The sequence below is a fragment of the Nocardia salmonicida genome (assembly GCF_036142455.1).
Taxonomy (GTDB): Bacteria; Actinomycetota; Actinomycetes; order Mycobacteriales; family Mycobacteriaceae; genus Nocardia; species Nocardia salmonicida.
The window spans coordinates 4,127,680-4,152,511 of sequence record NZ_CP108014.1; the positions used below are offsets into that span (position 1 = coordinate 4,127,680).

Below are 24,832 nucleotides of genomic sequence, written 5' to 3' on the forward strand. Positions count from 1 at the left end.
CGGGCGCCCTGTGAGGGGCACGACACCGGTCATCTCGCTGTTACGGCAGTCGGATCGGGTTGACGATGTCGGCGGCCAGGGTCAGCAGCATGAACGCACCACCGATCACTACCGCCACGTAGGTCACCGGGAGCAGCTTGAGGTAATCGACGGGACCGCCGGGGGCCTTACCGAGCCAGCCACGGATCGTGTTGCGGATCTTCTCGTAGAGCACCACCGCGATATGCCCACCGTCCAGCGGCAGCAAGGGCAGCAGGTTGAACGCGCCGAGGAAGAAGTTCAGGCTGGCCAGGACCAGGATGAACATGCCCCACAGGCCACGCTCCGCGGTCTCGCCACCGATGCGGCTGGCACCGTAGACGCTGACCGGGGTCTCCGGGTCGCGCTCGCCGCCGGTGACCGCTTCCCACAGCGCCGACACCTTCTGCGGCATCTTCGCCAGCGACTTCACCGTCTCGACGAAGAAATCACCGGTGAACGAGACAGTGGCCGGGATCGCGGCGATCGGGCCGTACTGCTTGGGCTCGGCGTAGTCGGGGCCGACACCGACCGCGCTCACCTCTCGGCTCGGGCCGTCCTTGGGCGAGCGCACGACCCGCTCCGGGGTGACCGACACCGTCAGTGTGTTGCCGCCGCGTTCGACCTTGTAGGTGAACGTGCCGGTCTGCTTCTGGGTTTCGGCCTGGAACTGTGCCCACGTGGTCACCTCGACGCCGTTCACGGCCTTCACCACATCACCACGCTGCAATCCGGCGCGCTGAGCGGGTCCGTCGCCGGTGCAGGGGGCCAGGGTCTTCTCCGGGGTCTCCTGCGCGACGCAGCTCATGGTCCCCAGCGCCGTGGCCGGTGGCTGCGCGAGCTGCGGTAGACCCCAGCCGATCGCCAGGACCACCAGCAGGATGAACCCGAGCAGGAAGTTCATGCCGATGCCGCCGAACATCACGACCAGGCGCTTCCAGGTCGACTGGCGATACATCGCCCGGTCGACTTCCTCCGGCTCCAGCTCGTCGAGTGCGGTCATGCCCGCGATATCGCAGAAGCCGCCCAGCGGCAGCGCCTTGAGCCCGTATTCGGTCTCACCGCGACGGAACGAGAACACCTTCGGCCCGAAACCGATGAAGTACCGGCGCACCTTCATGCCGGTGGCCTGCGCGGCCCACATGTGCCCGCACTCGTGCAGCGCGATCGAAATCGTGATGCCGAGAGCGAACAGTGCGAACCCGAGCGCGAAAACCATGTGACTCCTGTGTTCCTGGCGGCTGGCGCCGCGGGTTTTCGGCCTCGTAACCCCGGATCCGAGGGGCGGATCTCCGCCTTCGGCGTTCCGTCTCGCCCCTCGGATCCGGGGCGGCCGAAAACGTGGTGGTGTCGTTGTAGTCGTTAGGTCAGGTCGTTTCGCCGTCGATGGTCTTCGCGGCGTACTCCCTTGCCCAGCGGTCGGCCGCGAGGACGTCGTCCAGGGTATCGGGTTCGGCGTGCCAACGGTCGGCGGCCTCTACCGCGCGAGTGACGGTGCGCACGATAGCGGGGAAGGTGATCTTGCCGTCGAGGAATGCTTGGACGGCGACCTCGTTGGCGGCGTTGTAGACCGCGGTCACGCTGCCGCCCGCTTCACCCGCCTGCCGGGCCAGGCGGACCGCGGGAAAGACCTCGTCGTCGACCGGCTCGAAGGTCCAGGTGGAGGCGGTGCCGAAATCGCAGGCCGCGGCCGCGCCGGGGATGCGGTCGGGCCAGCCGAGCGCCAGGGCGATGGGCAGTTTCATGTCAGGGGGGCTGGCCTGGGCGAGGGTCGAACCGTCGACGAAGGTGACCATCGAGTGGATGATCGACTGGGGGTGGACGGTGACGTCGATGCGGTCGTAGGGCACGCCGAAGAGCAGGTGCGTCTCGATGAGCTCCAGGCCCTTGTTGACCAGTGAGGCGGAGTTCAGGGTGTTCATCGGGCCCATCGACCAGGTCGGGTGGGTTTTCGCCTCGGCGGGGTTCACCGATTCGAGCATCTCGGTGGTCCAGCCACGAAACGGTCCGCCCGATGCGGTGAGAACGAGGCGGTCGACCTCTTCGGCGCGACCGCCGCGCAAGCACTGGGCCAGCGCCGAGTGCTCGGAGTCGACGGGCACGATCTGGCCGGGTGCGGCCGCGCGCGTCACCAGCGAGCCGCCCGCCACCAGGGATTCCTTGTTCGCCAAAGCGAGACGGGTCCCCGCCTGCAGCGTGGCCAGGGTCGGTTCGAGCCCCAGCGAACCGACCAGGGCGTTGAGCACGACGTCGGCGTCGGTGCGGCGGACCAGTTCGGTCACCGCGTCCGGGCCGCCGAGCTCGAGATCGAGCGCCTGAGCGGCGGCGGGATCGGCGACGGCGACATTGCGGGTGCCGGTGGCCGCCATCTGCTCGGCGAGCAGGGCGGGATTACCGCCGCGCGCCGCCAGACCGACCACCTCGAAGCGGTCGGGATTGGCGGCGATCACCTCGAGCGCCTGAGTACCGATCGACCCGGTACTGCCGAGAAGCAGCACCTTCACCCGATCGGTGGACGGGGAACTGTCGTGCGCGGCACGTGTTGTGGGGTGGGACACGGGCCCATTGTGGCAGGGCTGCTGGCTACGACGGACGGTCGTATGCCACGATATGCTCACTCGCCCAACCAGAACTCGAGCCCTTAGGAGCGATCGTGGCAGCCACGGACCTCGATAAAGCCAGCACCGAGCGTGCCGTCGCCACCAGCGTCGACCCCGCCGAGGTGCCCTCGGCAGCATGGGGCTGGAGCGGTGAGTCGCGCAAGACCTTCCGCATCGCGGCGTGGGTGGTCATCGTGGCCCTGCTCGGCATGACCATCGGTAACCACCAGGGCCACGTCGAGGACATCTTCCTCGTCGGCCTGGCCGCGCTGATGGCGCTCATCCTGGTCGCCGACTCGCTCACCCGGCGTATGCCGAGGTAGCTCCTCGCCCGACAACGTCCACGCCTGCGGCAAGCACTCTGCGCCGCAGGCGTTTTCGTGTGTCAGCGGCCGCGGCGGGCAGGCTTGCGACCGCGCGCGACAGGCTTCTTCGGTGCCGGTTTCTTGGCGGCGGGTTTCTTCGCCGCCGGTGTGCGAGCGGGAGCCGCGCCGCGCTGCTCCGGTTCCGCCACGCCGCCGCGCGAGCTGTTGGCCGACCGACCGCGCACGATGCCGACGAACTCCTCGAGCAGATCGCTGTCGGTCCCGGCGGGCCAGGCCAGGGCGATCTCGGTGAACTCGGTGTCGCTGATCGGGCGGTACACGAGGTCGCGACGATTGTGCAGGCGAGCGATCGACTGCGGCATGATCGCCGCGCCACCGACGGCGGCGACCATGGCGAGGGTGTCGACGGCCTGATCGAGATCGGCGCTGTCCTGAATCGTCTCGTCGACCAGATCTGCCGGGCTGATCGACTCGAGCAGCGACAGCGCGTCCTCCTTCCGCACGACCGCGACCGGCGTCTCCTGCCACAGCGGAATCGCGTTCGTGACGGTCCGGTCGATGGGCAACCGGACGAAGCACAGATCGATGCGGCCCTCGCGCAGCGCCGATTCCTGCTCACCCTGCGCGACGCCGACGACCTCGAGCGGATGGTCCGGCAGGCGTTCACCCCAGATCCGCGCCCACTTCGACACCGTCACCCCCGGCACGAACCCCACCCGCAGGCTCACGGGCGCGTCGGGCTTCTGCTCCCGATCGGCCTGCTCCTGCACGCGGATCAGGTCTCTGGCGCGGGCGAGCAGAGCGTTGCCGTCGTCGGTGAGCTGAGTGGGCGAGGCGCCGGGCACGAACACGCGGGTACCGAGTTCTTCCTCCAGCTCGATCACGGTGGCGCTCAGTGCCTGCCGCGGGATCCGCAGGGCTTTGGCCGCACGCGCGAAGTGCAACTCCTCGGCGACGGCGACGAAACGACGCAACCGGTCGAGGTCGATGGAGTCGGCGGCGGTGACGTCGAAGTCGCTCATTCTGACCAGAATATGGCACCCGCCGATCCGCCCGGCGGGCCGATCAGAGGTTTGCCAGCAGCGCGATCACTCCGGCGACCACGATGATCACGACCAGGATGAGCGCATAGGTGCCAAGGGCCGATCCCCAGCCACCTCGTTGCGGCGGCGGATTCGGAATCCGGGCCGGTTGCTGCTGCCAATACTGCGGCGCGGGCGCGTACTGCGGCTGCGGCGCCCGCGCGGGCATCGGCGCGGGGTTGTACTGCGGGATGGGCGTGCCCGTCGAACTCACCGGGCGCATGGGCTGCATGCCGACGAACGGCTGAGCGTGCGAACCCGAGGTCGGGCGGGCGAGCGGGCGGGCACCGGTGGTTCCGGTGCGCACTGCCCGCTGAGCGGCCTCGACGAACTCCTCGCAGGAGGTGAACCGGTCGGCGGGTCGCTTGGCCAGCGCGCGAGCCATCACCGCGTCGAGCACCTGCGGCAGACCCGCGCGACGTGGACTCACCGGGGGTGGAGGCGCTTGCAGGTGACCGGTGATCACCGCGGCCGGACTGGTCGATTCGTAGGGTGCGCTGCCGGTCAGCAGTGTGTACAGCGTGCAGGCGAGGGAGTACTGGTCGGCGCGGTGATCGAGGGCGGCGCCGGTGAGCTGCTCGGGCGCGGCGTAGGCCAGCGTGGCGGTGAACGAGCCGGTCTCGGTCAGGTGACCCGAATCGTCGCGTAGACGCGCGATGCCGAAGTCGGTGAGATACACCCGCTCCTGGCTGCTCGAACGCGCCAGCAGGATATTGGCGGGCTTCACGTCGCGGTGCAGTACACCCGCGCGGTGCGCGTAGTCGAGCGCGGCGGCGGTCTCACCGATGATCTGGAGCGCCCGGTCCGGCGGCAGCGTGTGCGGATCCAGCGAGGAGGCGTCGATCCCGTCGATGTACTGCATGCTGATCCACAGCTGGTCACCCTCGACCCCGCGATCGAACACGGTCACGATATTGGGATGATCGAGCTGGGCGACCAGATCGGCTTCCCGCTCGAACCTGGCCCGGATCTCTTTGTCGGAGAACAACTCCCGATTCAGCAGCTTCAGCGCCGTCCACCGAGGCAGACGCGGATGCCTGGCCAGATAGACCGACCCCATCCCACCCTGACCCAGCTGCCGGTCGATCGTGTAGCCGGCGAACACCGTCCCGTCAGAAACCACTCTGACCCCCGAATCTCGCTCTTCGTCCGACGGCTGGACCCTACCAAAGCGCCGTTCGCGACGTCGCGGGCATCGGTGCGGCGGAAGTGGGCGCGAACTCAGCCCAGCAGAAAGCTCGCGACGTCGGCGACAAGGATCGGCATGTTCGTCTCCACCGTGTGGCCGGGAAACGGCGTGACGCCGGAACCACGGTAGAACAGCAGCACCCAGCGGGCGCGTGCCGGTTCGGAGAATGTCGAGATAATCGCGGAGCCGTTGTACTGGCCATCGGCGGATTGTTCCCTGCGGTCATCGGTGCGAGTACCGGTCGACGTCTGGCCATGGTCCTTCGTTTCCTGACGGAACCGTGCGACAACCGCGGCGGCGGCCTCGGCAGTCGGGTACGTGTAGAACGTGTAGTGGGTATCGACCATCTTCTCGGCGCCGCAGCTACGACTCGCCGCGTAGCCGTCGAACGTCTTCGTCCACGGATAGCCGTAACTCAGCGGCTTTACTGTGGCCGAGCAGTTTCGACCCCCGAAACCGTGCCCGTTGCCGTAGCCCGCGGGCATCATCTGCGGGAAGGAATCGTGTAGGGCGTCCAGGTCCCTGTGCCCCTGTGATCGCTGCAGCAAGTCGGCGAGAGCGGAGTGCTCGTCCTGCCACACCCAATACCCGGCCCCGAGTACCGATGCCATCACCAGCAAGAGGACGATCGGCATCCGACTACGTCGCCGAACCGGCATCGGATGGCCTGGATTCGGCTGCGCGGGCATAGCGAACGGGGACTGCGCATACCCCGAATACGGTTGGGGCACAGCTGCGTGTGACGCCTGAGGATGTCGAGCGAGGTGGCTCTGCTGCGGGACTCGGGGCATCGAGCGCCCGGCGAACACAGTGGGTTGCGAACCGGTGTCGCTGAGCGCACGCCGCGCCGCGGCCGCGAACTCCGCACACGAGTCGAATCGGTCGGTAGCGCGTTTGGCCAGGGCGCGGGCAAGGACGGCGTCCAGTCCCGCGGGTAGATCTGGTCGACGGGCGCGCAGGGACGGCGGCGGGGTCTGGAGGTGTCCCTGGATGACCATGACGGGGTTGGTCGCATCGAACGGGGAGACGCCGGTCAGCAACGAGTACAGGGTGCAGGCGAGTGCGTACTGGTCGGCGCGATGGTCGAGATGGGCGCCGGTGAGCTGTTCGGGGGCCGCGTAGGCGAGGGTGGCGGTGAACGAACCCGTCTGGGTGAGGTGGTGGACGTCGTCGCGCGGGCGGGCGATGCCGAAGTCGGTGAGCAGGACGCGTTCATTGCCGTCGACATCAGCGAGCAGGATGTTGGCGGGTTTCACGTCGCGGTGCAGGACGCCGTTGCGGTGCGCGTGGTCGAGCGCCGCCGCAGTGGCCTCGATGATATGCAGGGCACGCTCGGCAGCGACGGGGTGCTCGACGGTCGCCGCGTCGACGCCGTCGACGAACTGCATGCTGATCCAGAGGCGCCCGTCATCGATGCCACGGTCGTAGACCGTGACGATGTTCGGGTGCTCCAGTTGCGCGGCGAGGTCGGCCTCGCGCTCGAACCTGGCACGAATCTCGGTGTCGGCGTACAACTCCGGGTTCAGTAGTTTCAGCGCGGTCTGCCGTGGGAGGCGCGGATGCCTGGCCAGATACACCGACCCCATCCCGCCGCGCCCCAACTGCCGCTCGATCGCGTACCCGGCGAAGACGTCCCCCGTCGTAAGCATGGTCCCCCGTTTTCCGCTGAATCAGTTCCCCGGCCGCCGACGGGATATCCGCGCAGACGACCGGCACCAACCCTAACGGCGCGAGTACCGAGGACCGCCATCATGGCCTCCGCTCACTCCTCGACCCGCACGCCCATCGACCGCGCGGTGCCTGCGACGATGCGCATCGCCGCCTCCACATCGGTCGTATTCAGGTCGGGCAGTTTGCGGATCGCTATGCGGCGCAATTGGTCCCGGCTGAGCGCGCCGACCGGTTTGTGGCCGGGCCGCGGTGAGCCCGGTTGGCCGAGCGCCTTTCGGATCAAGGATGCCGTCGGTGGGGTTTTCAGGCGCATCGTCCAGCGTTTGCGGGCGTCGATCGTGATGACAGCGGGAATGATCTCGCCGCGCCGGTCCGCTGTCGCGGCGTCGTATCGTCGTTTGACCTCGAAGGGTGGGACGCCGGTCGGACCGAGCATCTTGCCGAGGATCATCAGTGAGGCGTTCCCGGCTTCGAGCTCGAGAGTGACTGTGACAGAGGCTGTTTCGCGCACCATAGTCAACGATCTCGGACGCACGCGTCGATCCGGTCCCGCGACGATAACGCCTGGGCCGCAACCCGCTCGAGCGGTTCGGTTCGCCTGATTCCGATTCGCCTGTCAGTCTGTGGGCGTGAAACGTGATGTTTCCGCTCGCCTCGAGGTCGCGGTCCATGCCGATTCGGTGCTGCAGTGTCAGATCGCTGTCGCCCGCCAGCCCGGGCTCGATCTGATCGAGTCCATGACGTGCTCGCTCAACGGCGAGTTCCTCACGCCGCGCGAAGTGGTGGGCGCGCACGGTTCCCGGATCCACGTCCTCGACGTGCGGGCGGGCACCCTCCGCATCGACTATCAGGCGACCGTCCTCGGCACCGCCGTTCTCGAGCCGCCCTCCGACTACGACCTCGCGCTGTACCGACGACCCAGCCGCTACGCCGAGTCGGACAAGCTACTCGGCTTCGCGGCGGCCGAATTCGGTTACGGCATCGCCGATCCCGAGGTGGCCAACCGCGTCTCGTCGTGGATCGGCCGACGGATCACCTACGTCTCGGGCAGCAGCACGCCCATCGACGGCGCGGTGGAGACGCTGTTGTCCGGCACCGGCGTCTGCCGCGACTTCTCGCACCTGATGGTCGCGCTGCTTCGCGCCGTCGGCGTCCCCGCCAGGGTCGCCGCGGTCTACGCGCCGGGCTGCGTACCGATGGACTTCCACGCCGTCTGCGAGGCCTACATAGACGGCGAGTGGCGCACCTACGACCCGACGGGCCTCGCGCCGCGCTCGAGCCTGGTGCGCATCGCCACCGGCCGCGACGCCTCCGACATCGCCTTCCTGGACAACCACGGCGGCGACATCACCCTGAACTTCATGTCGGTCAACGCCTTCGTCGCGGGCCCACTCCCCTACGACGACTTCGTCGCGCCGACCAGCATCGTCTGATGGGCGCCGCGCCTAGCCCTCGGCGGCGAGCTGACCGCAGGCGGCGGCGATCTCCTGGCCGCGGGTATCGCGCACCGTGCACGACACGCCCTGGGCGATCACGCGACGCACGAACTCCTTCTCGACCGGCTTGGGGCTGGCATCCCACTCGCTGCCCGGTGTCGGGTTGAGCGGGATCAGGTTCACGTGCACGAGCGGGCCGAGCGCCTTGTGCAGCTTCTTGCCGAGCAGGTCCGCCCGCCACGGCTGATCGTTGATATCGCGGATCAACGCGTACTCGATCGACACGCGACGCCCGGACTTGTCGGCGTAATAGCGTGCGGCGTCGAGCACTTCGGCGATGGACCAGCGGTTGTTCACCGGCACCAAGGTGTCACGCAGTTCGTCGTCGGGGGTGTGCAGCGACACCGCGAGGCGCACCGACATGTCCTCGTCGGCCAACTTGCGGATCGCGGGCGCGAGGCCGACGGTCGACACGGTCACCGATCGCTGCGAAATGCCGAGCCCGTCGGGAGCGGGCGAGGTGATCCTGCGCACCGCGTTCACCACCCGCTTGTAGTTGGCCAGCGGCTCGCCCATCCCCATGAACACGATGTTGGACAGCCGGCCCGGACCACCGTGCACCGCACCGTCGCGCAAATCGGCCGCGGCCGCGCGCACCTGGTCGACGATCTCCGCGGTCGACAGGTTACGGGTGAGCCCCGCCTGCCCGGTCGCGCAGAACGGACACGCCATACCGCACCCGGCCTGGCTGGAAATGCACAGCGTATTGCGGTCGGGGTAGCGCATGAGCACGCTCTCCAACAGCGTCCCGTCGTGCGCCTTCCACAGCGTCTTGCGGGTATCGCCCTCGTCGCAGGCGATATTGCGCACCACCGACAGCAGCGGCGGGAACAGCGTCTCGCCGACCTTCGCGCGCACATCGGCGGGCAGGTCGGTCATCAGCGCCGGATCGGACTGCAGGCGACCGTAGTACTGGCGGGCCAGCTGGTCGGCCCGGAACTTCGGCAATCCCAGCTCCTGCACCGCGGCCTTGCGTTCGTCCGAGTCGAGATCGGCGAGGTGGCGCGGCGGCATGCCGCGGCGCGGGGCATCGAACACGAGGGGCAGGGAGATGGCCATAGTTTCACCATTGTCCCAAACGCACCGTCGTGGCCACCACGCCGGGCAACGTTATCGACAAGATGCGTGCACGAGCCATAGCAGTCGGCAATGATCGAACTATGAGTACACACGCAGAATCCGGTGCGTCACCGGCCGAACACGACCCGCCGCCGACCGATCTCACCGGCAAACACAGCAAGCCCGTCGAACCGGCGAAGCCCGCGACCAAACCGGCCCCGCGCGACGCCGTGCACGGATCGCGCACCGGCTACACCTGGATCGCGTTGCTGGCCGCGGCCCTGCTCGGCATCGTCTTGTTGATCTTCATCATCCAGAATCTCGACAAGGTCCGGACCAACCTGCTGTTCTGGCACTTCGACCTGCCGCTCGGCGTCACCGTGTTGCTGTCGGTGATCGCGGGCGCGCTGGTGATGGGCTTGGTCGGCGGGGTCCGCATCCTGCAACTGCGGCACGCCGCCAAGAGGTCGTGACGCTCAGATCAGCGCGCTGAGAACCAGCCAGGAGACGAACGCCGAGGGCAGCATCGAGTCGAGGCGATCCATGATGCCGCCGTGCCCCGGCAGCAGCGTCCCCATGTCCTTGATGCCGAGTTCCCGCTTGATCTGCGATTCGATCAGGTCACCGATGGTCGCCACGGCCACCAGGCCGACACCGAGCACCACACCGATCATCGAGTTGGCCTCGAGCAGCAGGGTGACAGTGAGCAGACCGCCGATCACGCTGAACACCAGCGAACCGCAGAACCCCTCCCACGACTTCTTCGGGCTGATCGCGGGCACCATCGGATGCCTGCCGAACAGCACACCGGCGACATAGCCGCCGACATCGGAGCACACCACCAGGATCATGAACGTGAGGACCCGCAGGTTGCCGTCGGGTTCGAGCAGCAGCAACGTCGAGAACGCGGCCAGCAGGGGGATCCAGGTGAGGGTGAACACGGCGATCGCGGTGTCGCGAAGGAAGTTCTTCGGCGCGGTACTGAGTCCATGATCGAACAGGCGCCACACCATGCACACCAGCGCGGTGGCGGCGAACGCGCCCAGCACCCCGCTCGCCCCCCACGGCCAGCCGAGCCAGAACACCGCCTGACCGCCCACCAGCAGCGGAATCCGCGGCACCAGCACGTCTGCTTCGCGCAGCCGCTTGGTGACCTCCCAGGTCGCGACTCCCACGCCGAGCCCCGCGACCGCGATGAACACCTTCGGGACGAACAGCAGGATCGCGATCAGCGACAGCCCGAGCGTCAGACCGACGGCCAGCGCCGCGGGCAGGTTGCGCCCGGCCCGTGACGTCGGGGCAGGCGGCTGCCCGTCCTGCGGCGTGGCCGCGGTCGCCGTCTCCTCGACCTTGTCCGGCATGGGATCCGGTGCCGCCCCGGTGGCGGCGGCGTCTTCGGCCACGATTGTCCCGTCGCTCAACTCGTCGTTCCGTTCATCCCCCGCACGAGCGGGACTGGCGAGATCTGGCGCTCAGACCTCGAGCAGTTCGGCTTCCTTGTGCTTGACCAGCTCGTCGACCTGGGTCACATACTTGGCGGTGGTCTTGTCGAGCTCCTTCTCGGCGCGCCCGACCTCGTCCTCACCCGCTTCGCCATCCTTCTGGATGCGGCTCAGTTCGTCCATCGCCTTGCGGCGGACGTTGCGAATCGAGACCTTGGCGTCCTCGCCCTTGCTCTTGGCCATCTTCACCATCTCGCGGCGACGTTCCTCGGTGAGCTGCGGCACCGAGATGCGCAGGATGTCACCGTTGTTGGTCGGGTTCACGCCGAGGTCGGAGTTGCGGATGGCGTTCTCGATCAGGCCGAGCGAGCTCTGCTCGTAGGGCTTGATCACGACCATGCGCGGCTCGGGCACGGTGATGCTCGAGACCTGGGTGATCGGCGTCAGCGAGCCGTAGTACTCGATCAGCACGCGGGTGAACATGCCCGGGTTGGCGCGACCGGTGCGAATGCTGCCCAGGTCGTCCTTCGCCACCGTGACGGCCTTGTCCATCTTCTCTTCGGCATCGAAGAGCGCTTCATCAATCACGACCGAATCCTCCACAGCGTCGTCATCGTCATCGTCCGCGGGTGCGGGGTCACGACCGAACCAGGGTGCCGATGGGTTCACCGGCGACCGCGCGGGCAATATTGCCCTTGATCAACAAATTGAACACCAGCATCGGCATCTGGTTGTCCATGCAGAGACTGAACGCGGTGGCATCAGCCACCTTCAGGCCCTTTTCGATCACTTCCTTGTGGGTGATCTCGGTGAACATGCTCGCGTTCGGGTCGACACGCGGATCTGCGTCGAACACGCCGTCGACCGCCTTGGCCATCAGCACCACATCGGCGCCGATCTCCAGCGCGCGCTGGGCGGCGGTGGTGTCGGTGGAGAAGTAGGGCATGCCCATGCCTGCGCCGAAGATCACGACGCGGCCCTTCTCGAGGTGGCGCTTGGCGCGCAGCGGCAGATAGGGCTCGGCGACCTGGCCCATCGTGATGGCGGTCTGCACACGGGTGTCCACACCCTGCTGCTGTAGGAAATCCTGGAGGGCAAGGCTGTTCATCACGGTGCCGAGCATGCCCATATAGTCGGAACGGGCCCGCTCCATGCCGCGTTCCTCCAGCTCGGCGCCGCGGAAGAAGTTGCCGCCGCCGATCACCACGGCCACCTGCACACCGGTCTCGACGATCTCGGCGATCTGCTCGGCCACCGTCTGCACGACGTCGGGGTCAAGGCCCACCCCACCGCCACCGAACATCTCCCCACCCAGCTTGAGCAGCACCCGGTGGTATCCAGGGCGGTCGTTACCCGGGTCGGTCATGGGTGTCGGTCTCCTTCGGCGAGGTCGAGAGCGGGGCGAGCAGGCGGCATCCATCCTGCCCTATCAGGTTGCGGTCACCCAGAAGTGGGGTCGGTCGATCGACGAGGAAAGCCCCTCCAGCGCGGGATCACACCGCGCCGAAGAGGCTTTTCGTGGAATTCAGGCGGATCAGGCCTGGCCGACCTCGAAACGAGCGAAACGCTTCACGTTCACGCCCGCCTCTTCCAGAAGCGCCTTGACGGTCTTCTTGGAGTCGGTGACGGCGGACTGCTCGAGCAGCACGACGTCCTTGAAGAAGCCGTTCACACGGCCTTCGGTGATCTTCGCCAGCGCGGCTTCGGGCTTGCCCTCTTCGCGCGCGGTCTCCTCGGCGATGCGACGCTCGGCGTCGACGACATCGGCGGGCACCTCCTCGCGGGTCAGGTACTTCGCCTTGAGCGCGGCGACCTGCATGCCCGCGGCACGCGCGGCGTCGGCGGCGCCGTCGCCGGTGCCCTCGTACTCCACCAGCACGCCGACGGCGGGCGGCAGGTCCGAAGCACGCTTGTGCAGGTAGGTGGCGACCGGGCCGTCGAAGGACACGACGCGACGCAGTTCCAGCTTCTCGCCGATCTTGGCCGACAGCGCCTGCACGGCGTCGTCAACGGTGCCGTCGGTCAGCTTGAGCGCCTTGAGGGCGTCCAGGTCGGCCGGCTTGCCCGCGGCGGCCGCGGTGACGATCGCGTCGGCCAGCTGCTGGAACTCGGCGTTCTTGGCGACGAAGTCGGTCTCGCAGTTGATCTCGACCATGACGCCGTCCTTGGCGATGACCAGACCCTCGGCGGTCGCACGCTCGGCACGCTTGCCGACGTCCTTGGCGCCCTTGATGCGCAGCACCTCGACAGCCTTGTCGAAATCGCCGTCGGAGTCGGCCAGCGCGTTCTTGCAGTCCATCATGCCGGAGCCGGTGAGCTCCCGGAGCCGCTTCACATCAGCAGCGGTGTAGTTCGCCATCGGGGGCGAGCCTCCTGTAATTTTTGGCGGCTGGCGCCGCGGATTCTCGGCCTGGGAACCTCGATCTTCCCTCCCGCCGGGCACTCCTTCGTCGCACCCTCTGGTCAGTCCGGATCGAGGCGGCCGAGAATCAAGAAAAGGGAACTCTCGGCCATAGGCCATGCAGTTTTCGTTCGGTATTACGCCACCTTGCCGACCGCATCTGAATTCAGACGGGCCGGCAAGGTGAACAGTGTGCTACCGGTCAGCTCAGAAGTCGGCCGGGGTGTGCTGTGCCGGGTCGGCCTTGACCTCGGCCTCGGCCTCGGCCGGGGTCTCGACGGCCGGGGCCTCGGTCGCGGCAGCGACATCGGCTTCGGCAGCCGGGGTCGCCGAGGACAGGAGCTCCTGCTCCCACTCGGCCAGCGGCTCGCCTGCGCCGGCTTCGGGCTTCGCGTCGCCGGAAGCCTGGCCCGCGCGGGCCTGCACGCCCTCGGCCACCGCGGAGGCGACGACCTTGGTGAGCAGTGCGGCGGAACGGATCGCGTCGTCGTTACCCGGGATCGGGTAGTCGACCAGGTCGGGGTCGCAGTTGGTATCCAGGATCGCGATGACCGGGATGTTCAGCTTGCGCGCCTCGCCGACGGCGATGTGCTCCTTGTTGGTATCGACGATCCAGATGGCCGAGGGAACCTTGGCCATGTCACGGATACCACCGAGGGTGCGGTCCAGCTTGGTCATCTCACGCGTGAGCATGAGGATTTCCTTCTTGGTACGACCCTCGAAGCCACCGGTCTGCTCCATCGCCTCGAGTTCTTTGAGGCGCTGCAGGCGCTTGTGCACGGTGGAGAAGTTGGTGAGCATGCCACCCAGCCAACGCTGGTTGACGTAGGGCATTCCGACGCGCAGCGCCTCGGAAGCGATCGACTCCTGGGCCTGCTTCTTGGTACCGACGAAGAGGACGGTGCCGCCGTGGGCGACAGTCTCCTTGACGAACTCGTAGGCCTTGTCGATGAAGGTCAGCGTCTGCTGCAGGTCGATGATGTAGATGCCGTTGCGGTCGGTGAAGATGAACCGCTTCATCTTCGGGTTCCACCGACGAGTCTGGTGGCCGAAGTGCGCGCCGCTGTCGAGCAGCTGCTTCATAGTTACGACAGGCATAGCCTTCGTATCTCTCTTTCGTTGCCGGTTGTCGCGGTCGATCGGCGATCGACTGCCCTGGCGCCACCGAAACCGCCGGACCCGATTCGAAGAATCCGGGACCAGCCGACGATTTCCCTGTTCATCCGATGGAGAACTCGCGCTGACATGCCCTCGCGGACCGTCTGCTTTGCGAGCGACGACCGGATGGACGAGCACGGGTGGCGCGCGAAGTCGGTCCGTGCTGTGCACACGCAATGGCTGCTGAGCACAAACCGCTTGTTCAGTCTACGCGGACCAGGGCCAGCTCCGAAATCGCCCCTGGGCAACGGCCGCCCATTCGTGGATGAAGTGGGCGATATCCACAAGCGGGAAGGTTGTCCACAATCCCGAAATCGTTGTCCCGGCGGGGTTGTCCAGCGCTCAGAGTTGGGGCATGAACACGTTGACACGCACCCTGATCAGTACGTTTCCGCTGCTCTGCGCGGCTGGTGTCGCTGCCGCGCCTGCGGCTGCGCATCCCGATACAGGCGCTCCGCCGGCCGCTCGACCTACGGTCGGTCCCGACCATCCGCGATGCGCCGGAGACAGTCCGAGGGGACCCGTTGTGCTCGCCCGGCCACCCGAGCGGATCGGTCGGCCGATTCTCCCACCGCGGCGTGCGGCAGTGCCCGGCACGGTTCCGGTAGCGCCGCAGCTCCAGAGCGGACCGACCTCGACAAACACCCGACTCGAAGCGGAGGGCCTCCCATCGAACACCGGGGCGGCGGGCCCCTGTGGTCGAGCGACGACCGTGGTGCCCGTGATCGTCGTGCCACGGCGAGAGCTTGTGCCCGCGCCGGTTCCGGTACAGGTGACAGTGCATGATCTCGGCTCCACTCCCGCCCGGGCACAAGGTACCGAACCGAGCGCGGGGGCCCGGTCGGAGATCGAGATCGTGGTACGGGCCGGGGGTGGCAGTGGGTCGGCGGCCGAAGTGCCCACGGTTCTGCGGGAGATGTTGCGGGTGCTGGCGGCGCAGCAACGTGTGCCGACGCCGCGGCCGCATCGCTGAGGTCGTGGCGGCGATGTTCGAGAAGCTCGATGCCCGGCCGAAGGTGCCGACTCACCTTCACCATCTCGATCGAGCGCGGGCCGGCATTTCGGTTCGCCTCGAGGTGACCGACTGCGGCATGAAGCCCGATCGTGGGCGGAATGTACCGACGCGCGTTCACCGGCCCCATCGGTTCCCGCCTTCAGTGCGGTCCAACGTGCCCGACTCCGACGAGTGGCCTCGCAGACCCGGGAAAGTGCGTCGTGCCGCGCGCCTGGTGCGGTCGGTCCTCGGACGGGTCCTTGGCGTCGTCTGTCTGGTGGCGATTGTTCTCAGTGGTGCGGTACCCGCCGATGCCGCCGAATCCGGGCAGTTCGGTTGGCCTTTGCGGCCGCGGCCCACGGTGGAACGCAAGTTCGACAAACCGGAGCGGAATTGGTTGCCGGGGCACCGTGGCGTCGATCTGGCGGGCGCCGTCGGGCAGATCGTGCTGGCGGCGGGCGAGGGCATCGTGGTGTTCGCGGGGGACGTGGCAGGCAAATCGGTGGTGTCCATCGATCATCCGGGCGGGTTGCGCACCACCTATGAACCGGTTCGCGCGCAGGTGAGCGTGGGAAGCCGAGTGAGCAGAGGTGCACCTATCGGCACGCTGGTGGCCGGACACGAGGGGTGTCCGGCCACTGCCTGCCTGCACTGGGGTGCCCGCCGTGAGTCCGGTGCCCACAATCGGCGTGAATACGTCGACCCGCTCGGACTCCTGCACGAGGTGCCGGTCCGCCTGAAACCGTTGGGGCCGTGACGTGACGAACCACTCCACCAGCCGGGCCCTACGCCGACATTCCGGAGACGACAATCGAGACGTGCCCAAGGAACCAGCGCCCTTCACCTACCCCGAGATCGGTGCCACCCGCGCCACCATGCCCGACGGATACCACCGGTTCCGGCATCGGCGCCCGATCGGCCACGGTCGCGACCTGTTCGACCGCGCGGCCACCCACATCCTCGACTTCGGGATACAGAAGGGCGTTGACATCTTTCGCGGCGCCGACACCGAAACCGCGCGGCCCGGAACCGAATTGACGGTCGTCCTCCGAATCTGGCCACTGAGCTTCAGCGCGCCCTGCCGTGTGGTCTACGTCCTCGACGAACCCGACCGCCGAGGCTTCGCCTACGGCACCCTGCCCGGTCATCCGGAGGTCGGCGAGGAATTGTTCGCCGTCGAATACGACGCCACCGACGACACCGTCTACGGCCTGGTCGCCGCCTTCTCCAAGCCCGGCGCCTGGTACGTCCGCCTCGGCGGCCCCGTGGTCCGCCTGATCCAGCGCTGGTTCGCCCACCGCTACGTGAATACCTTGCCCACCAACAACTGACGCGTCACGGGCTCAGCCCTTCCGCTCGATGCCGCAGGCCGAGGTGGTGGCGCTGGACGCCTGACGGGTCTCGAGGTGCAGCCGACTCCGGCACCGTTGATATCGACCGTGCCTAACCCGCCTGATGGCTGATCCGGCGGGCACTGGAAGGCGAGCGGCGCGTGGCCGGTCCGCTACCGGCTATCGGGGCGCCGCCCGCGACCTGCGGCCCGGCCCGCGACCTCGGCGCCGTGTCGGCGCTGCGTTCGGCACCCGGTGCAGCGCTCGCCGACCGAGTTCTGCGTCGGCGGGGTCGCACGCCATGCTCGGAAGCTGCCCGATGACCCCGCGTGTCGCGCGCCGCATTCCCTCGGTGTCCAACCGCAAATCGTTCTGCGCGTCATGTGGTTGCGCTACTCCCTTACGCCAGGTTGCCAAGCTGGCAGACGCCCCGGCGAGTTGCCCCAACGGCTGACGAGTGCGGCGAGTCGGCACGATCCGACCATCGGTTGCGCAGAACACCCAACGTGGGAGCCGAGCCGGTCGCGCTAGCCGTTGAGCAGCACCGCGATCGCGGCGATCAGGGATACCGTCGCGACGGCGAGAGCGGTGGTCCCGACGAATCGGTGACCAGCGCCCACCCGCCCGCGGTCGAGTGCGCGGCCGCGAAACCAACCCACGACCGCCAGGATCAGCGCGACCACGGCGGCCGCGAGTGGGAGCACCCACGTCGGCCGACCGTCGGTAGTTGCTTCGTGGACAAGGAGCAGGGCGCAGGCGGCCGCACCGAGGGACGTGCGCCGCCAGGCCAAGGCCGTGCGCTCCATCGCCAGGGTCGGTGCGGTCACGACAGCGCTACCGCCACGCAGGCGAGTGCGGCGACCACCGCGACGCCGACCGAGAGCACGGGAACCAGGGCCGTTCCCGGCAACGGTCCCCCGGCGCGCATCGCGAGGTTCACCCGGCGCCAGTGCCGGAAGGCGGCGAGCGCGACGGTCAACGCCATGATCAGGCAGATCATCGAGATCACACCGGCGAAACCGGCCAACCGAGTCGGCTGGACCAGGGCGTGCACCGCGACACCGCCGGCAAGCAGACCGAGCGCAGTCCTGATCCACGCCAGGAACGTGCGTTCATTGGCGAGGGTGAACCGGTAGTCGACCTCTTCCTCACCGTCCCCGGATTCGGCCCCGACCTCGGGCAACGTCACTACCACCACCTCCTGTCCCCATCATGCGCTACCGCGATCCCTACGCTCGTGAGCGTTGCGAGCGGAGCGTCCACCATGTCGCCGCCGATCTATTCGCCACTATGCCGCCCACCTTCGGTCGTTCGGCCGCTCGATGATGCCGCGGCTACGCCCCCGTTGCCGTTCTGCTCACAGGCGCGGCACAATCGCACACCGGACTCGTTCGTTCCCAGGGCGCGGTCTCCAAGCGGGCACAGCACAGGGCCTGCCGATGATCCTCGCTCGGCGCGATCGGCTTGGCCCCAGCGCGGTCAGCCACCAACGCCTACGCCCTGCGCGGACTGCTATGTCTCGGCATCGAGCACGTTTCGCGACGGTCAGGCTCGGGGGTGAGCTTGGTCGTGGACTCGTTTGAGGCGTTCGACGGAGACGTGGGTGTAGAGCTGGGTCGTGGCCATGCTGGCGTGGCCGAGGAGTTCCTGAACGACGCGGAGGTCGGCGCCGCCTTCCAGGAGGTGGGTGGCAGCGGTGTGGCGCAGGCCGTGCGGGCCCATGTCGGGGGCGCCCGGGATCGCGGCGATGACCTCGTGGACGACGGAGCGGGCTTGGCGTTGGTCGAGTCGGCGGCCGCGTTGACCGAGCAGCAAGGCGCGGCCGGAGTGGTCGTTGGCCAGGGACGGGCGACCGGCGCGGAGCCAGGCGTCGAGCGAGGTGTCGGCGGGACCACCGAACGGCACCGAGCGTTCCTTGTTGCCCTTGCCGAGCACACGAACCAGGCGGCGCTCCCGATCTATGTCATCGACATCGAGGCCGCACAGCTCGCTGACACGAATTCCGGTGGCGTACAACATCTCCACGATCAGGCGATCCCGCAGCGCCATCGGATCCTGCTGCGCCGCTCCGGATTCCGCCGCACCCATCGCCTGTTCGGCTTGATTGCGGCCGAGAACCGCGGGCAGCACGCGATGGGCTCTCGGGGCCTGCAGGCGCAAGCCCGGATCGACACCGAGCCGACCGGTTTCGGTCAGCCACGCGGTGAACGTTCTAGCCGCCGAAGCACGTCGAGCCAGGGTCGTCCGCGCCACTCCCGCCGCAGCGAGCTCGGCCAGCCACGATCGCAACAACGGCAGATCCAGCTCTCGCACCGCCGAATCCGCCGACCGCGCGTATAGATGCTCGAGCAGCGACCGCACATCTCCCAGGTACGCCCGCACCGTGTGCGCCGACCGATTCCGCCCCAACCGCAGATGCCGCCCGAACTCGGTGAGCAACGCGGTCAGATCATCAGGCAGCACATCCATGACCCCACCGTCACCCTTCCCCGCTCCCCACGCAACCCACCACGCCGCCTGCCGGGTGCCGCCGTCAGCTCGCCCGTCGACTGGATGTCCGAAACCATCCACCGGAGTCGCAGCCGACCAATTCGGCGAGTTCCAGGCTCGGCAGGACCGCCCGGACTGTGGCCAGGTCCAGGCCGCATTGTTGAGCCAGTTCACGGGGAACGCGCGAGCCGATGGCGGGGAGCGCCGCATAGATTTCGGCTTCGGCGCCGCGGAGGTGGGCGACGGGATCCACCGGGTTGCCTTCGGCGACCGGGAGGCGAAGCGGGCCCGCTTCGTCGATGATGTCCTCGGCGCGGGTTACCAGGAGGGCTTCGCCCTCTCTGATCATTCGATGGCAACCTGCCGAGGAGGCCGAGCCGACGGGTCCCGGGACAGCCATGGCCGGTCGGCCCAGCCTGCGGGCCCACTTCACGGTGTTGCGGGCACCGCTGCGAAGGCCTGCTTCGACCACCAGGACACCGTCCCCGAGCGTGGCGATCAACCGGTTCCGGGCGAGGAACTGGTGTTTCTGGGCCGAGATGCCCGGCGGGTATTCGCTGACGACGAGACCGCTCTCGGCGATCGCAGCGAGCAGGCGGTCGTGTTGAGCCGGATATGGCCGATCGACCCCACAGGCGAGCACCGCCACGGTTGTCCCGCCGACAGCCAAGGCCGCGCGATGCGCCGCCGCATCGATGCCGAAGGCCGCGCCGGAAACGATCGTCCACCCCCGACCGGCCAGGTCGCACGCGATCTCACTCGCTACCTGCAATCCGTATCCGCTGCTACACCGCGAACCGACCACCGCGACAGCACGTTCGGACGCGGTATGCAGCGAGAGGGGCCCGCGCGCCCACAGCACCAGCGGGACGGCGGCCTCACGATCACGTTCGGTGTCGAGTTGATCGAGTCCGAGCATCCGCCAGCCGGGCCATTCCTCGTCATCAGGGGTGATGACCCGTCCGCCCAGGCGCGCGATGGTCTCCAAATCTTTTTCCGCCGCGTCGATCTCGCGCCGCATGGCGGTAGGGCCACGCAAAGCCGCGGGCAACTCGTGCTCGCGGACCGCACGGGCGGCCTCGCACACCCCCACCGAGGCGATCAATGCCGACAGCGGTGCGCACGGCCCCTGCACCACCCGCGACAGGTACACCCAGGCGAGCCGGCGTTCGTCCGGATCACCGTCCAGATCCACCACGTCACCGACCGCACGCAACCCACTCATTGCGCACCCCGCTGCCGGAAGTTCAACGACGACATCACATCCTGCACGGTGGGTAGATCACCGTCGCGCAGATCACAGACCGTCCAGGCGACCCGGATCGCCCGGTCGGCGCCACGAGCCGACATTCGCCCCAGACGTAAAGCCGCCTCGATCGGCGCGATCGATTCCCGTGGCAACTTGAATCGCTTGCGCAGGACATGGCCCGGCACTTCGGCATTGGTCGTCCACCCGTCCGCACTCCACCGCTGCGCGGCGCGGGCTCTTGCTCCGGCAACGCGCGCGGCCACCGTGGCGCTGCTCTCGGTCTGCTCGTCGCCGAACGTCGCGCCCGCCTGCCCGTGCATCTGGACCCAGATATCGATGCGATCGAGTAGCGGTCCCGACAGTTTGCCCAGGTAGCGGCGACGAGCCAACGGCGCACAGATGCAGTCGACATCGCGCGCCGGCGCACACGGACAGGGATTGGCCGCGAGTACGAGTTGAAATCGCGCCGGGTACCGGGCGACACCGTCGCGACGGGCGATGCGCACCTCGCCCTCTTCGAGTGGAGTCCGCAGTGCTTCCAGTACTTTCGTGCCGATCTCGGCGCATTCGTCCAGGAACAGCACCCCGCGATGCGCGCGGCTCACCGCACCGGGACGGGCCATGCCCGAACCGCCGCCGATCATCGCGGTCACCGACGTCGAATGATGCGGCGCGACAAAGGGAGCCAGCGTGAGCAGCGGCTGCTCGGCCGAGAGCGATCCCGCCATCGAGTGGATCGCGGTCACCTCCAAGGATTCCGCTTCCGACAACGGCGGCAGAAGTCCCGGAAGACGTTGCGCCAGCATCGTTTTGCCGATACCGGGCGGTCCGGTGAGCAACAGGTGGTGTCCGCCTGCCGCCGCGACCTCCAACGCCCACCGCGCCTCGTCCTGACCGACCACATCACTGAGGTCACCACACGGCGTCTGCGCTCCCGGCACCACACCGTCGGGTTCGAGTAGCTTGCCCTCCCCGCGCAGCCAAGCCACGACCGCCCGCAGGCTCGTCGCCCCGAGTACCTCGATCCCTTCGACCAACCCCGCTTCCGCCACCGCCTCGGCAGGCACGACAACCGTGGGCAGCCCGGCTGCCCGCGCCGCGATCACCGCGGGCAGCACCCCACGCACCCGACGAACCCGCCCGTCCAGCGCCAGCTCCCCCAGCAGCACCGTCTTCACCAGCCGATCACCGGGCACCGCACCGGAGGCATCGAGCACGGAAACGGCCAGTGCGAGGTCGTAAACACTGCCCACCTTCGGCAGCGTCGCGGGCGAGAGCGCCAGGATCACGCGACCGTCCGGCCACTTCTCCCCCGTATTCGCCACCGCCGAACGCACCCGATTGCGTGATTCCTGCAGTGCGGTATCGGGCAGACCGACGAGATTCACCGAGGGCAGACCCTGACCGATATCGGCCTCGATCTCCACCAATTGTCCGTCGACCCCGGTCACCGCCACCGACAACGCCCGCCCGAGTGCCATCAGAAGGCCGCGGTGAGGTGATCGATGACCGGCCCGCGCCCGCGCGCGACCAGCACCGAGACGACGTCGAAGCGAATCCGCCGCCACGGCCCGTCCTGCTCGGCCAGCCACAGCAGCGCCAGCCGCCGAATCCGCTGCTGCTTACTGAAGGTGACCGCCTCGGCGGGAGTACCGAACCCCAGCCCCGACCTCGTCTTCACCTCGACGAATACGGTGACCGACGGGTCCTGGACGATCAGATCCAGCTCACCGTATCGACACCGCCAGTTGCGGGCGACGATCTCCATCCCGGTCTCGCAGAGATAGTTCGCCGCCAGCTTCTCCCCGTATGCGCCGAGCGCCTGTTTGTGTGCCATGAGCGAAAGCATGGCCACAAGCCCTCGCGAGGCTGACCCCCGCGAGCTGGGCAAACAGAAAACCTGTGGACAACCGCGCCCCTGTGGACAACTACTCCGGCAGGCGCAGGTCCGGCTTCTCCAACTCCTCGATGTTCACGTCCTTGAACGTGATCACCCGAACGTGCTTGACGAACCTGGCCGGGCGGTACATATCCCATACCCACGCATCGCTCATCCGCACTTCGAAATACACCTCGCCGTCGGCGTTCTGCGGTCGCAGTTCGACAGAATTGGCCAGGTAGAAGCGCCGTTCGGTCTCCACCACGTACGAGAACTGGCCGACGATGTCCTTGTACTCGCGGTACAACGACAGTTCCATCTCGGTTTCGTACTTCTCGAGGTCCTCAGCACTCATCGGGTGGGACGTCCTCCTGCTAGCAGCGCCGCGTTCATTGCTGACATCATCGCGCATGTGCGGCCCGAGTAGCCACTCGGCTACCTCCGGGCACCTCGAGCTCGCGCACATTCCGCCAGGAACGACGGTGTTCGGTGCTCGGTCCGAGCTGCCGCAGGGCCGCGGTGTGCTCGGGCGTGTTGTAGCCCTTGTGCGCGGCGAAACCGTAGCCGGGCAGCTGTGCGTCGAGCTCGACCATCATTCGGTCCCTGGTCACTTTCGCCAGGATGCTCGCGGCCGCGATGCAGGCCGCGGTGCCGTCACCGCCGATCACCGGCAGCGACGGAGCGGGCAGGCCGGGCACCTTGAATCCGTCGGTCAGGATGTAGCCGGGAGTGCGTTCGAGGCCGACGACGGCTCGGCGCATGCCCTCGATATTGGCCACGTGGATGCCGATCGAGTCGATTTCCCACGCGGGCACCACGACGACGCTCCAGGCCAGCGACAATCTCTGAACCACCGGGAACAGCTCCTCACGAGCCGCCTCCGTGAGTTTCTTCGAGTCGTCGAGCCCGGCCAGCTTGTCATAGGCCTTGGGCGCCAGCAGGCACGCGGCGACCACCAGCGGGCCCGCGCAGGGTCCGCGCCCCGCCTCGTCGACACCGGCCACCGGCGCGAGGCCACCGCGCACGAGCGCCGCCTCGAGCGTGCGTAGTCCGCTCGCCCGGCGCATCACCATTCGCGGCGGCCAACTGGTCCGATCCTGCCCCACAGTTCGATTGTCCCGTCGCGTCAGTTCCGCTGGGCGTCGCGGGTACGCACTCGACCCGCGACGCCCGTCCTCACCGTGTCAGTTCTCTTGTGCGTTCTGGGTCTTGACCGGACCTATACGGTTCGGCGGCCAGATCTTGAACACCGTCTTACCTCGGACGTTGTCCACCGGCACCGTGCCCTGCAGATCGTCGCTGACGTGGGCGCGCGAATCAGCCGACTCGTTGCGGTTGTCACCCATCACCCACAGATTGCCCTCCGGCACCTTCACGGGGCCGAACACCCGACCCGCCGGGTACACGGCGTTGGGACGGTCGGTGTACCAGGGGTAATCCTTTTTGATGTACGGCTCGTCGAGCGGTTTGCCGTCGACCATGACGCGGCCTTGCTGATCGCAGCACTGCACGGTCTGCCCGCCGACCGCGATGACGCGCTTGACCAGATCGTTCTCGTCCGGCGGCACCAGCCCGAAGTAGGACAGGAAGTTCTGCAGTCCGCGCACGACGGAGTTGTCGGAGCGCACCGACTTGTAGTGCCCGTTCCACGACGGCGGTCCGACGAAGACCACCACCTCGCCCGGCTCGGGTTCGGAGCCGTAGTAGCTGATCTTCTGGACGTAGATGCGATCACCGATCAGCAGCGTGTTCTCCATCGACTGCGAGGGGATCACATACGGCCGACCGACGAAAGTCACCATGAGCGCGGCGATCACAGCCGCGATCACGACCAGTATCGGCAGCTCCTGCCAGAACGGGCGCTGCTTCTTGTCGTCGCGCTTTTTTCTGCGCCGTCCACCTTCGTCACCCGAATCGGACACCGACACCGACCCACTTTCGTCTGCCACGCCGAACAGAGTAGCCCGGCACCCTGACGTGAGTCGGGTACCGGGCTACCTGAAGAATTCTGGTACTGCGAAGTGCTACTGCGAGATCAGCGCTTTTCCTTGATCTTGGCAGCCTTACCGCGCAGATCGCGCAGGTAGTACAGCTTGGCGCGACGCACGTCACCGCGGGTCACGACATCGATGTGGTCGATGTTGGGGCTGTGCACGGGGAAGGTGCGCTCGACACCGACGCCGAAGGACACCTTGCGGACCGTGAAGGTCTCGCCGATGCCGCCGCCATGACGCCGGATCACGACGCCCTTGAAGACCTGGATGCGCTCCTTCGAGCCTTCGATGACCTTCACGTGCACGTTCAGGGTGTCGCCCGGACGGAAGTTGGGGACATCGCTACGCAGCGACTTCTCGTCGACGAAATCAAGGGTGTTCATTTTCCACCTTTTCGGATTCTTTGCGTGAACAGAGGAACCTGGCGGCACTCGCGCGCTCGACCGGTTCATG

General features: G+C 67.6%; 28 protein-coding genes. 6 read left to right on the forward strand and 22 right to left on the reverse strand.

Annotation, left to right across the window (positions count from 1 at the left end; genetic code table 11):
• Window positions 1-40: 40 nt before the first annotated feature.
• Together OHS03_RS19440 and dxr are read right to left on the reverse strand one after the other, a co-directional pair.
• Entirely contained in the window at window positions 41-1,237 is a 1,197-nt protein-coding gene (locus OHS03_RS19440) for a M50 family metallopeptidase (protein ID WP_328656029.1), read from the reverse strand.
• A 148-nt stretch (window positions 1,238-1,385) separates the two neighbouring features.
• On the reverse strand, window positions 1,386-2,576 hold the full coding sequence (dxr, locus tag OHS03_RS19445; protein ID WP_328656031.1) for a 1-deoxy-D-xylulose-5-phosphate reductoisomerase: 1,191 nt from the start codon (window positions 2,574-2,576) through the stop codon (window positions 1,386-1,388).
• A gap of 95 nt (window positions 2,577-2,671) precedes the next feature.
• On the opposite strand from dxr, the gene OHS03_RS19450 reads away from it, so the two are divergent.
• The gene (locus OHS03_RS19450; RefSeq protein ID WP_056811759.1) at window positions 2,672-2,941 is read left to right on the forward strand and encodes a DUF2631 domain-containing protein; all 270 of its coding nucleotides are present in this window, start codon (window positions 2,672-2,674) and stop codon (window positions 2,939-2,941) included.
• A gap of 62 nt (window positions 2,942-3,003) precedes the next feature.
• Here OHS03_RS19450 and OHS03_RS19455 read toward each other — a convergent pair whose 3' ends face one another.
• The 4 genes from OHS03_RS19455 to OHS03_RS19470 form a co-directional block, all read right to left on the reverse strand.
• A complete protein-coding gene (locus tag OHS03_RS19455) occupies window positions 3,004-3,966 on the reverse strand; it encodes a LysR family transcriptional regulator (protein WP_328656033.1) in 963 nt (320 codons plus the stop codon).
• Between the two features lie 43 nt (window positions 3,967-4,009).
• Window positions 4,010-5,149, reverse strand: a complete 1,140-nt coding sequence (locus tag OHS03_RS19460) for a serine/threonine-protein kinase (protein ID WP_407942396.1) — start codon at window positions 5,147-5,149, stop codon at window positions 4,010-4,012.
• Window positions 5,150-5,247: 98 nt separating this feature from the next.
• The gene (locus OHS03_RS19465) at window positions 5,248-6,864 is read right to left on the reverse strand and encodes a serine/threonine-protein kinase (RefSeq protein WP_328656035.1); all 1,617 of its coding nucleotides are present in this window, start codon (window positions 6,862-6,864) and stop codon (window positions 5,248-5,250) included.
• Between the two features lie 113 nt (window positions 6,865-6,977).
• Complete coding sequence (locus OHS03_RS19470) at window positions 6,978-7,400, reverse strand: uL11 family ribosomal protein (RefSeq protein ID WP_056811765.1); 423 nt, start codon at window positions 7,398-7,400, stop codon at window positions 6,978-6,980.
• Between the two features lie 115 nt (window positions 7,401-7,515).
• On the opposite strand from OHS03_RS19470, the gene OHS03_RS19475 reads away from it, so the two are divergent.
• Window positions 7,516-8,319 (forward strand): transglutaminase-like domain-containing protein, encoded by an 804-nt coding sequence (locus OHS03_RS19475; protein WP_328656037.1) that lies wholly within the window; start codon window positions 7,516-7,518, stop codon window positions 8,317-8,319.
• Window positions 8,320-8,331: 12 nt separating this feature from the next.
• Here the strand turns inward: OHS03_RS19475 and rlmN are convergent, their stop codons facing one another.
• Window positions 8,332-9,441 carry a dual-specificity RNA methyltransferase RlmN gene (gene rlmN / locus OHS03_RS19480; RefSeq protein ID WP_062989979.1) on the reverse strand — a complete coding sequence of 370 codons (1,110 nt, stop codon included), beginning with the start codon at window positions 9,439-9,441 and terminating at the stop codon, window positions 8,332-8,334.
• A gap of 101 nt (window positions 9,442-9,542) precedes the next feature.
• Here rlmN and OHS03_RS19485 point away from each other — a divergent pair, with 101 nt between their 5' ends.
• Window positions 9,543-9,914, forward strand: coding sequence for a LapA family protein (locus tag OHS03_RS19485; RefSeq protein ID WP_328656039.1), 372 nt, complete (start codon window positions 9,543-9,545; stop codon window positions 9,912-9,914).
• A 3-nt stretch (window positions 9,915-9,917) separates the two neighbouring features.
• Here OHS03_RS19485 and OHS03_RS19490 read toward each other — a convergent pair whose 3' ends face one another.
• The 5 genes from OHS03_RS19490 to rpsB form a co-directional block, all read right to left on the reverse strand.
• On the reverse strand, window positions 9,918-10,802 hold the full coding sequence (locus OHS03_RS19490; protein ID WP_328664317.1) for a phosphatidate cytidylyltransferase: 885 nt from the start codon (window positions 10,800-10,802) through the stop codon (window positions 9,918-9,920).
• Between the two features lie 111 nt (window positions 10,803-10,913).
• Window positions 10,914-11,471: a ribosome recycling factor gene (gene frr, locus OHS03_RS19495; protein ID WP_056815675.1), complete on the reverse strand. Its 558-nt coding sequence runs from the start codon at window positions 11,469-11,471 to the stop codon at window positions 10,914-10,916.
• A 49-nt stretch (window positions 11,472-11,520) separates the two neighbouring features.
• Window positions 11,521-12,249 (reverse strand): UMP kinase, encoded by a 729-nt coding sequence (pyrH, locus tag OHS03_RS19500; protein ID WP_056811778.1) that lies wholly within the window; start codon window positions 12,247-12,249, stop codon window positions 11,521-11,523.
• A gap of 168 nt (window positions 12,250-12,417) precedes the next feature.
• Entirely contained in the window at window positions 12,418-13,242 is an 825-nt protein-coding gene (tsf, locus tag OHS03_RS19505; RefSeq protein WP_056811781.1) for a translation elongation factor Ts, read from the reverse strand.
• Between the two features lie 249 nt (window positions 13,243-13,491).
• Entirely contained in the window at window positions 13,492-14,382 is an 891-nt protein-coding gene (gene rpsB, locus OHS03_RS19510) for a 30S ribosomal protein S2 (RefSeq protein ID WP_062989975.1), read from the reverse strand.
• A gap of 832 nt (window positions 14,383-15,214) precedes the next feature.
• Between rpsB and OHS03_RS19515 the strand changes: the two genes are divergently transcribed.
• The 3 genes from OHS03_RS19515 (at window position 15,215) to OHS03_RS19525 (ending at window position 16,767) form a co-directional block, all read left to right on the forward strand.
• Window positions 15,215-15,415, forward strand: a complete 201-nt coding sequence (locus OHS03_RS19515) for a hypothetical protein (protein WP_328656042.1) — start codon at window positions 15,215-15,217, stop codon at window positions 15,413-15,415.
• 253 nt (window positions 15,416-15,668) lie between these two features.
• Window positions 15,669-16,193, forward strand: a complete 525-nt coding sequence (locus tag OHS03_RS19520) for a M23 family metallopeptidase (protein ID WP_407942517.1) — start codon at window positions 15,669-15,671, stop codon at window positions 16,191-16,193.
• Window positions 16,194-16,254: 61 nt separating this feature from the next.
• Window positions 16,255-16,767, forward strand: a complete 513-nt coding sequence (locus OHS03_RS19525) for a DUF1990 domain-containing protein (RefSeq protein WP_328656046.1) — start codon at window positions 16,255-16,257, stop codon at window positions 16,765-16,767.
• Between the two features lie 527 nt (window positions 16,768-17,294).
• Here the strand turns inward: OHS03_RS19525 and OHS03_RS19530 are convergent.
• The 10 genes from OHS03_RS19530 to rplS form a co-directional block, all read right to left on the reverse strand.
• Entirely contained in the window at window positions 17,295-17,594 is a 300-nt protein-coding gene (locus OHS03_RS19530) for a DUF202 domain-containing protein (RefSeq protein ID WP_328656048.1), read from the reverse strand.
• A complete protein-coding gene (locus OHS03_RS19535) occupies window positions 17,591-17,956 on the reverse strand; it encodes a YidH family protein (RefSeq protein WP_328656050.1) in 366 nt (121 codons plus the stop codon). Before OHS03_RS19535 ends, OHS03_RS19530 begins: the two co-directional genes overlap by 4 nt.
• A gap of 356 nt (window positions 17,957-18,312) precedes the next feature.
• A complete protein-coding gene (locus OHS03_RS19540) occupies window positions 18,313-19,236 on the reverse strand; it encodes a tyrosine recombinase XerC (RefSeq protein WP_328656051.1) in 924 nt (307 codons plus the stop codon).
• Between the two features lie 64 nt (window positions 19,237-19,300).
• Entirely contained in the window at window positions 19,301-20,482 is a 1,182-nt protein-coding gene (gene dprA, locus OHS03_RS19545; RefSeq protein ID WP_082843973.1) for a DNA-processing protein DprA, read from the reverse strand.
• A complete protein-coding gene (locus OHS03_RS19550) occupies window positions 20,479-21,987 on the reverse strand; it encodes a YifB family Mg chelatase-like AAA ATPase (RefSeq protein WP_328656052.1) in 1,509 nt (502 codons plus the stop codon). The genes dprA and OHS03_RS19550 overlap by 4 nt, the downstream gene beginning before the upstream one ends.
• Entirely contained in the window at window positions 21,987-22,343 is a 357-nt protein-coding gene (locus OHS03_RS19555) for a YraN family protein (RefSeq protein ID WP_062986945.1), read from the reverse strand. Before OHS03_RS19555 ends, OHS03_RS19550 begins: the two co-directional genes overlap by 1 nt.
• A 91-nt stretch (window positions 22,344-22,434) precedes the next feature.
• Entirely contained in the window at window positions 22,435-22,740 is a 306-nt protein-coding gene (locus OHS03_RS19560; RefSeq protein WP_011210678.1) for a DUF2469 domain-containing protein, read from the reverse strand.
• A 46-nt stretch (window positions 22,741-22,786) separates the two neighbouring features.
• Window positions 22,787-23,491, reverse strand: a complete 705-nt coding sequence (locus OHS03_RS19565) for a ribonuclease HII (protein ID WP_084465464.1) — start codon at window positions 23,489-23,491, stop codon at window positions 22,787-22,789.
• A 78-nt stretch (window positions 23,492-23,569) separates the two neighbouring features.
• Window positions 23,570-24,334 (reverse strand): signal peptidase I, encoded by a 765-nt coding sequence (gene lepB / locus OHS03_RS19570; RefSeq protein ID WP_405147747.1) that lies wholly within the window; start codon window positions 24,332-24,334, stop codon window positions 23,570-23,572.
• 86 nt (window positions 24,335-24,420) lie between these two features.
• Window positions 24,421-24,762: a 50S ribosomal protein L19 gene (gene rplS, locus OHS03_RS19575; protein ID WP_062986944.1), complete on the reverse strand. Its 342-nt coding sequence runs from the start codon at window positions 24,760-24,762 to the stop codon at window positions 24,421-24,423.
• Between the last annotated feature and the right edge of the window lie 70 nt (window positions 24,763-24,832).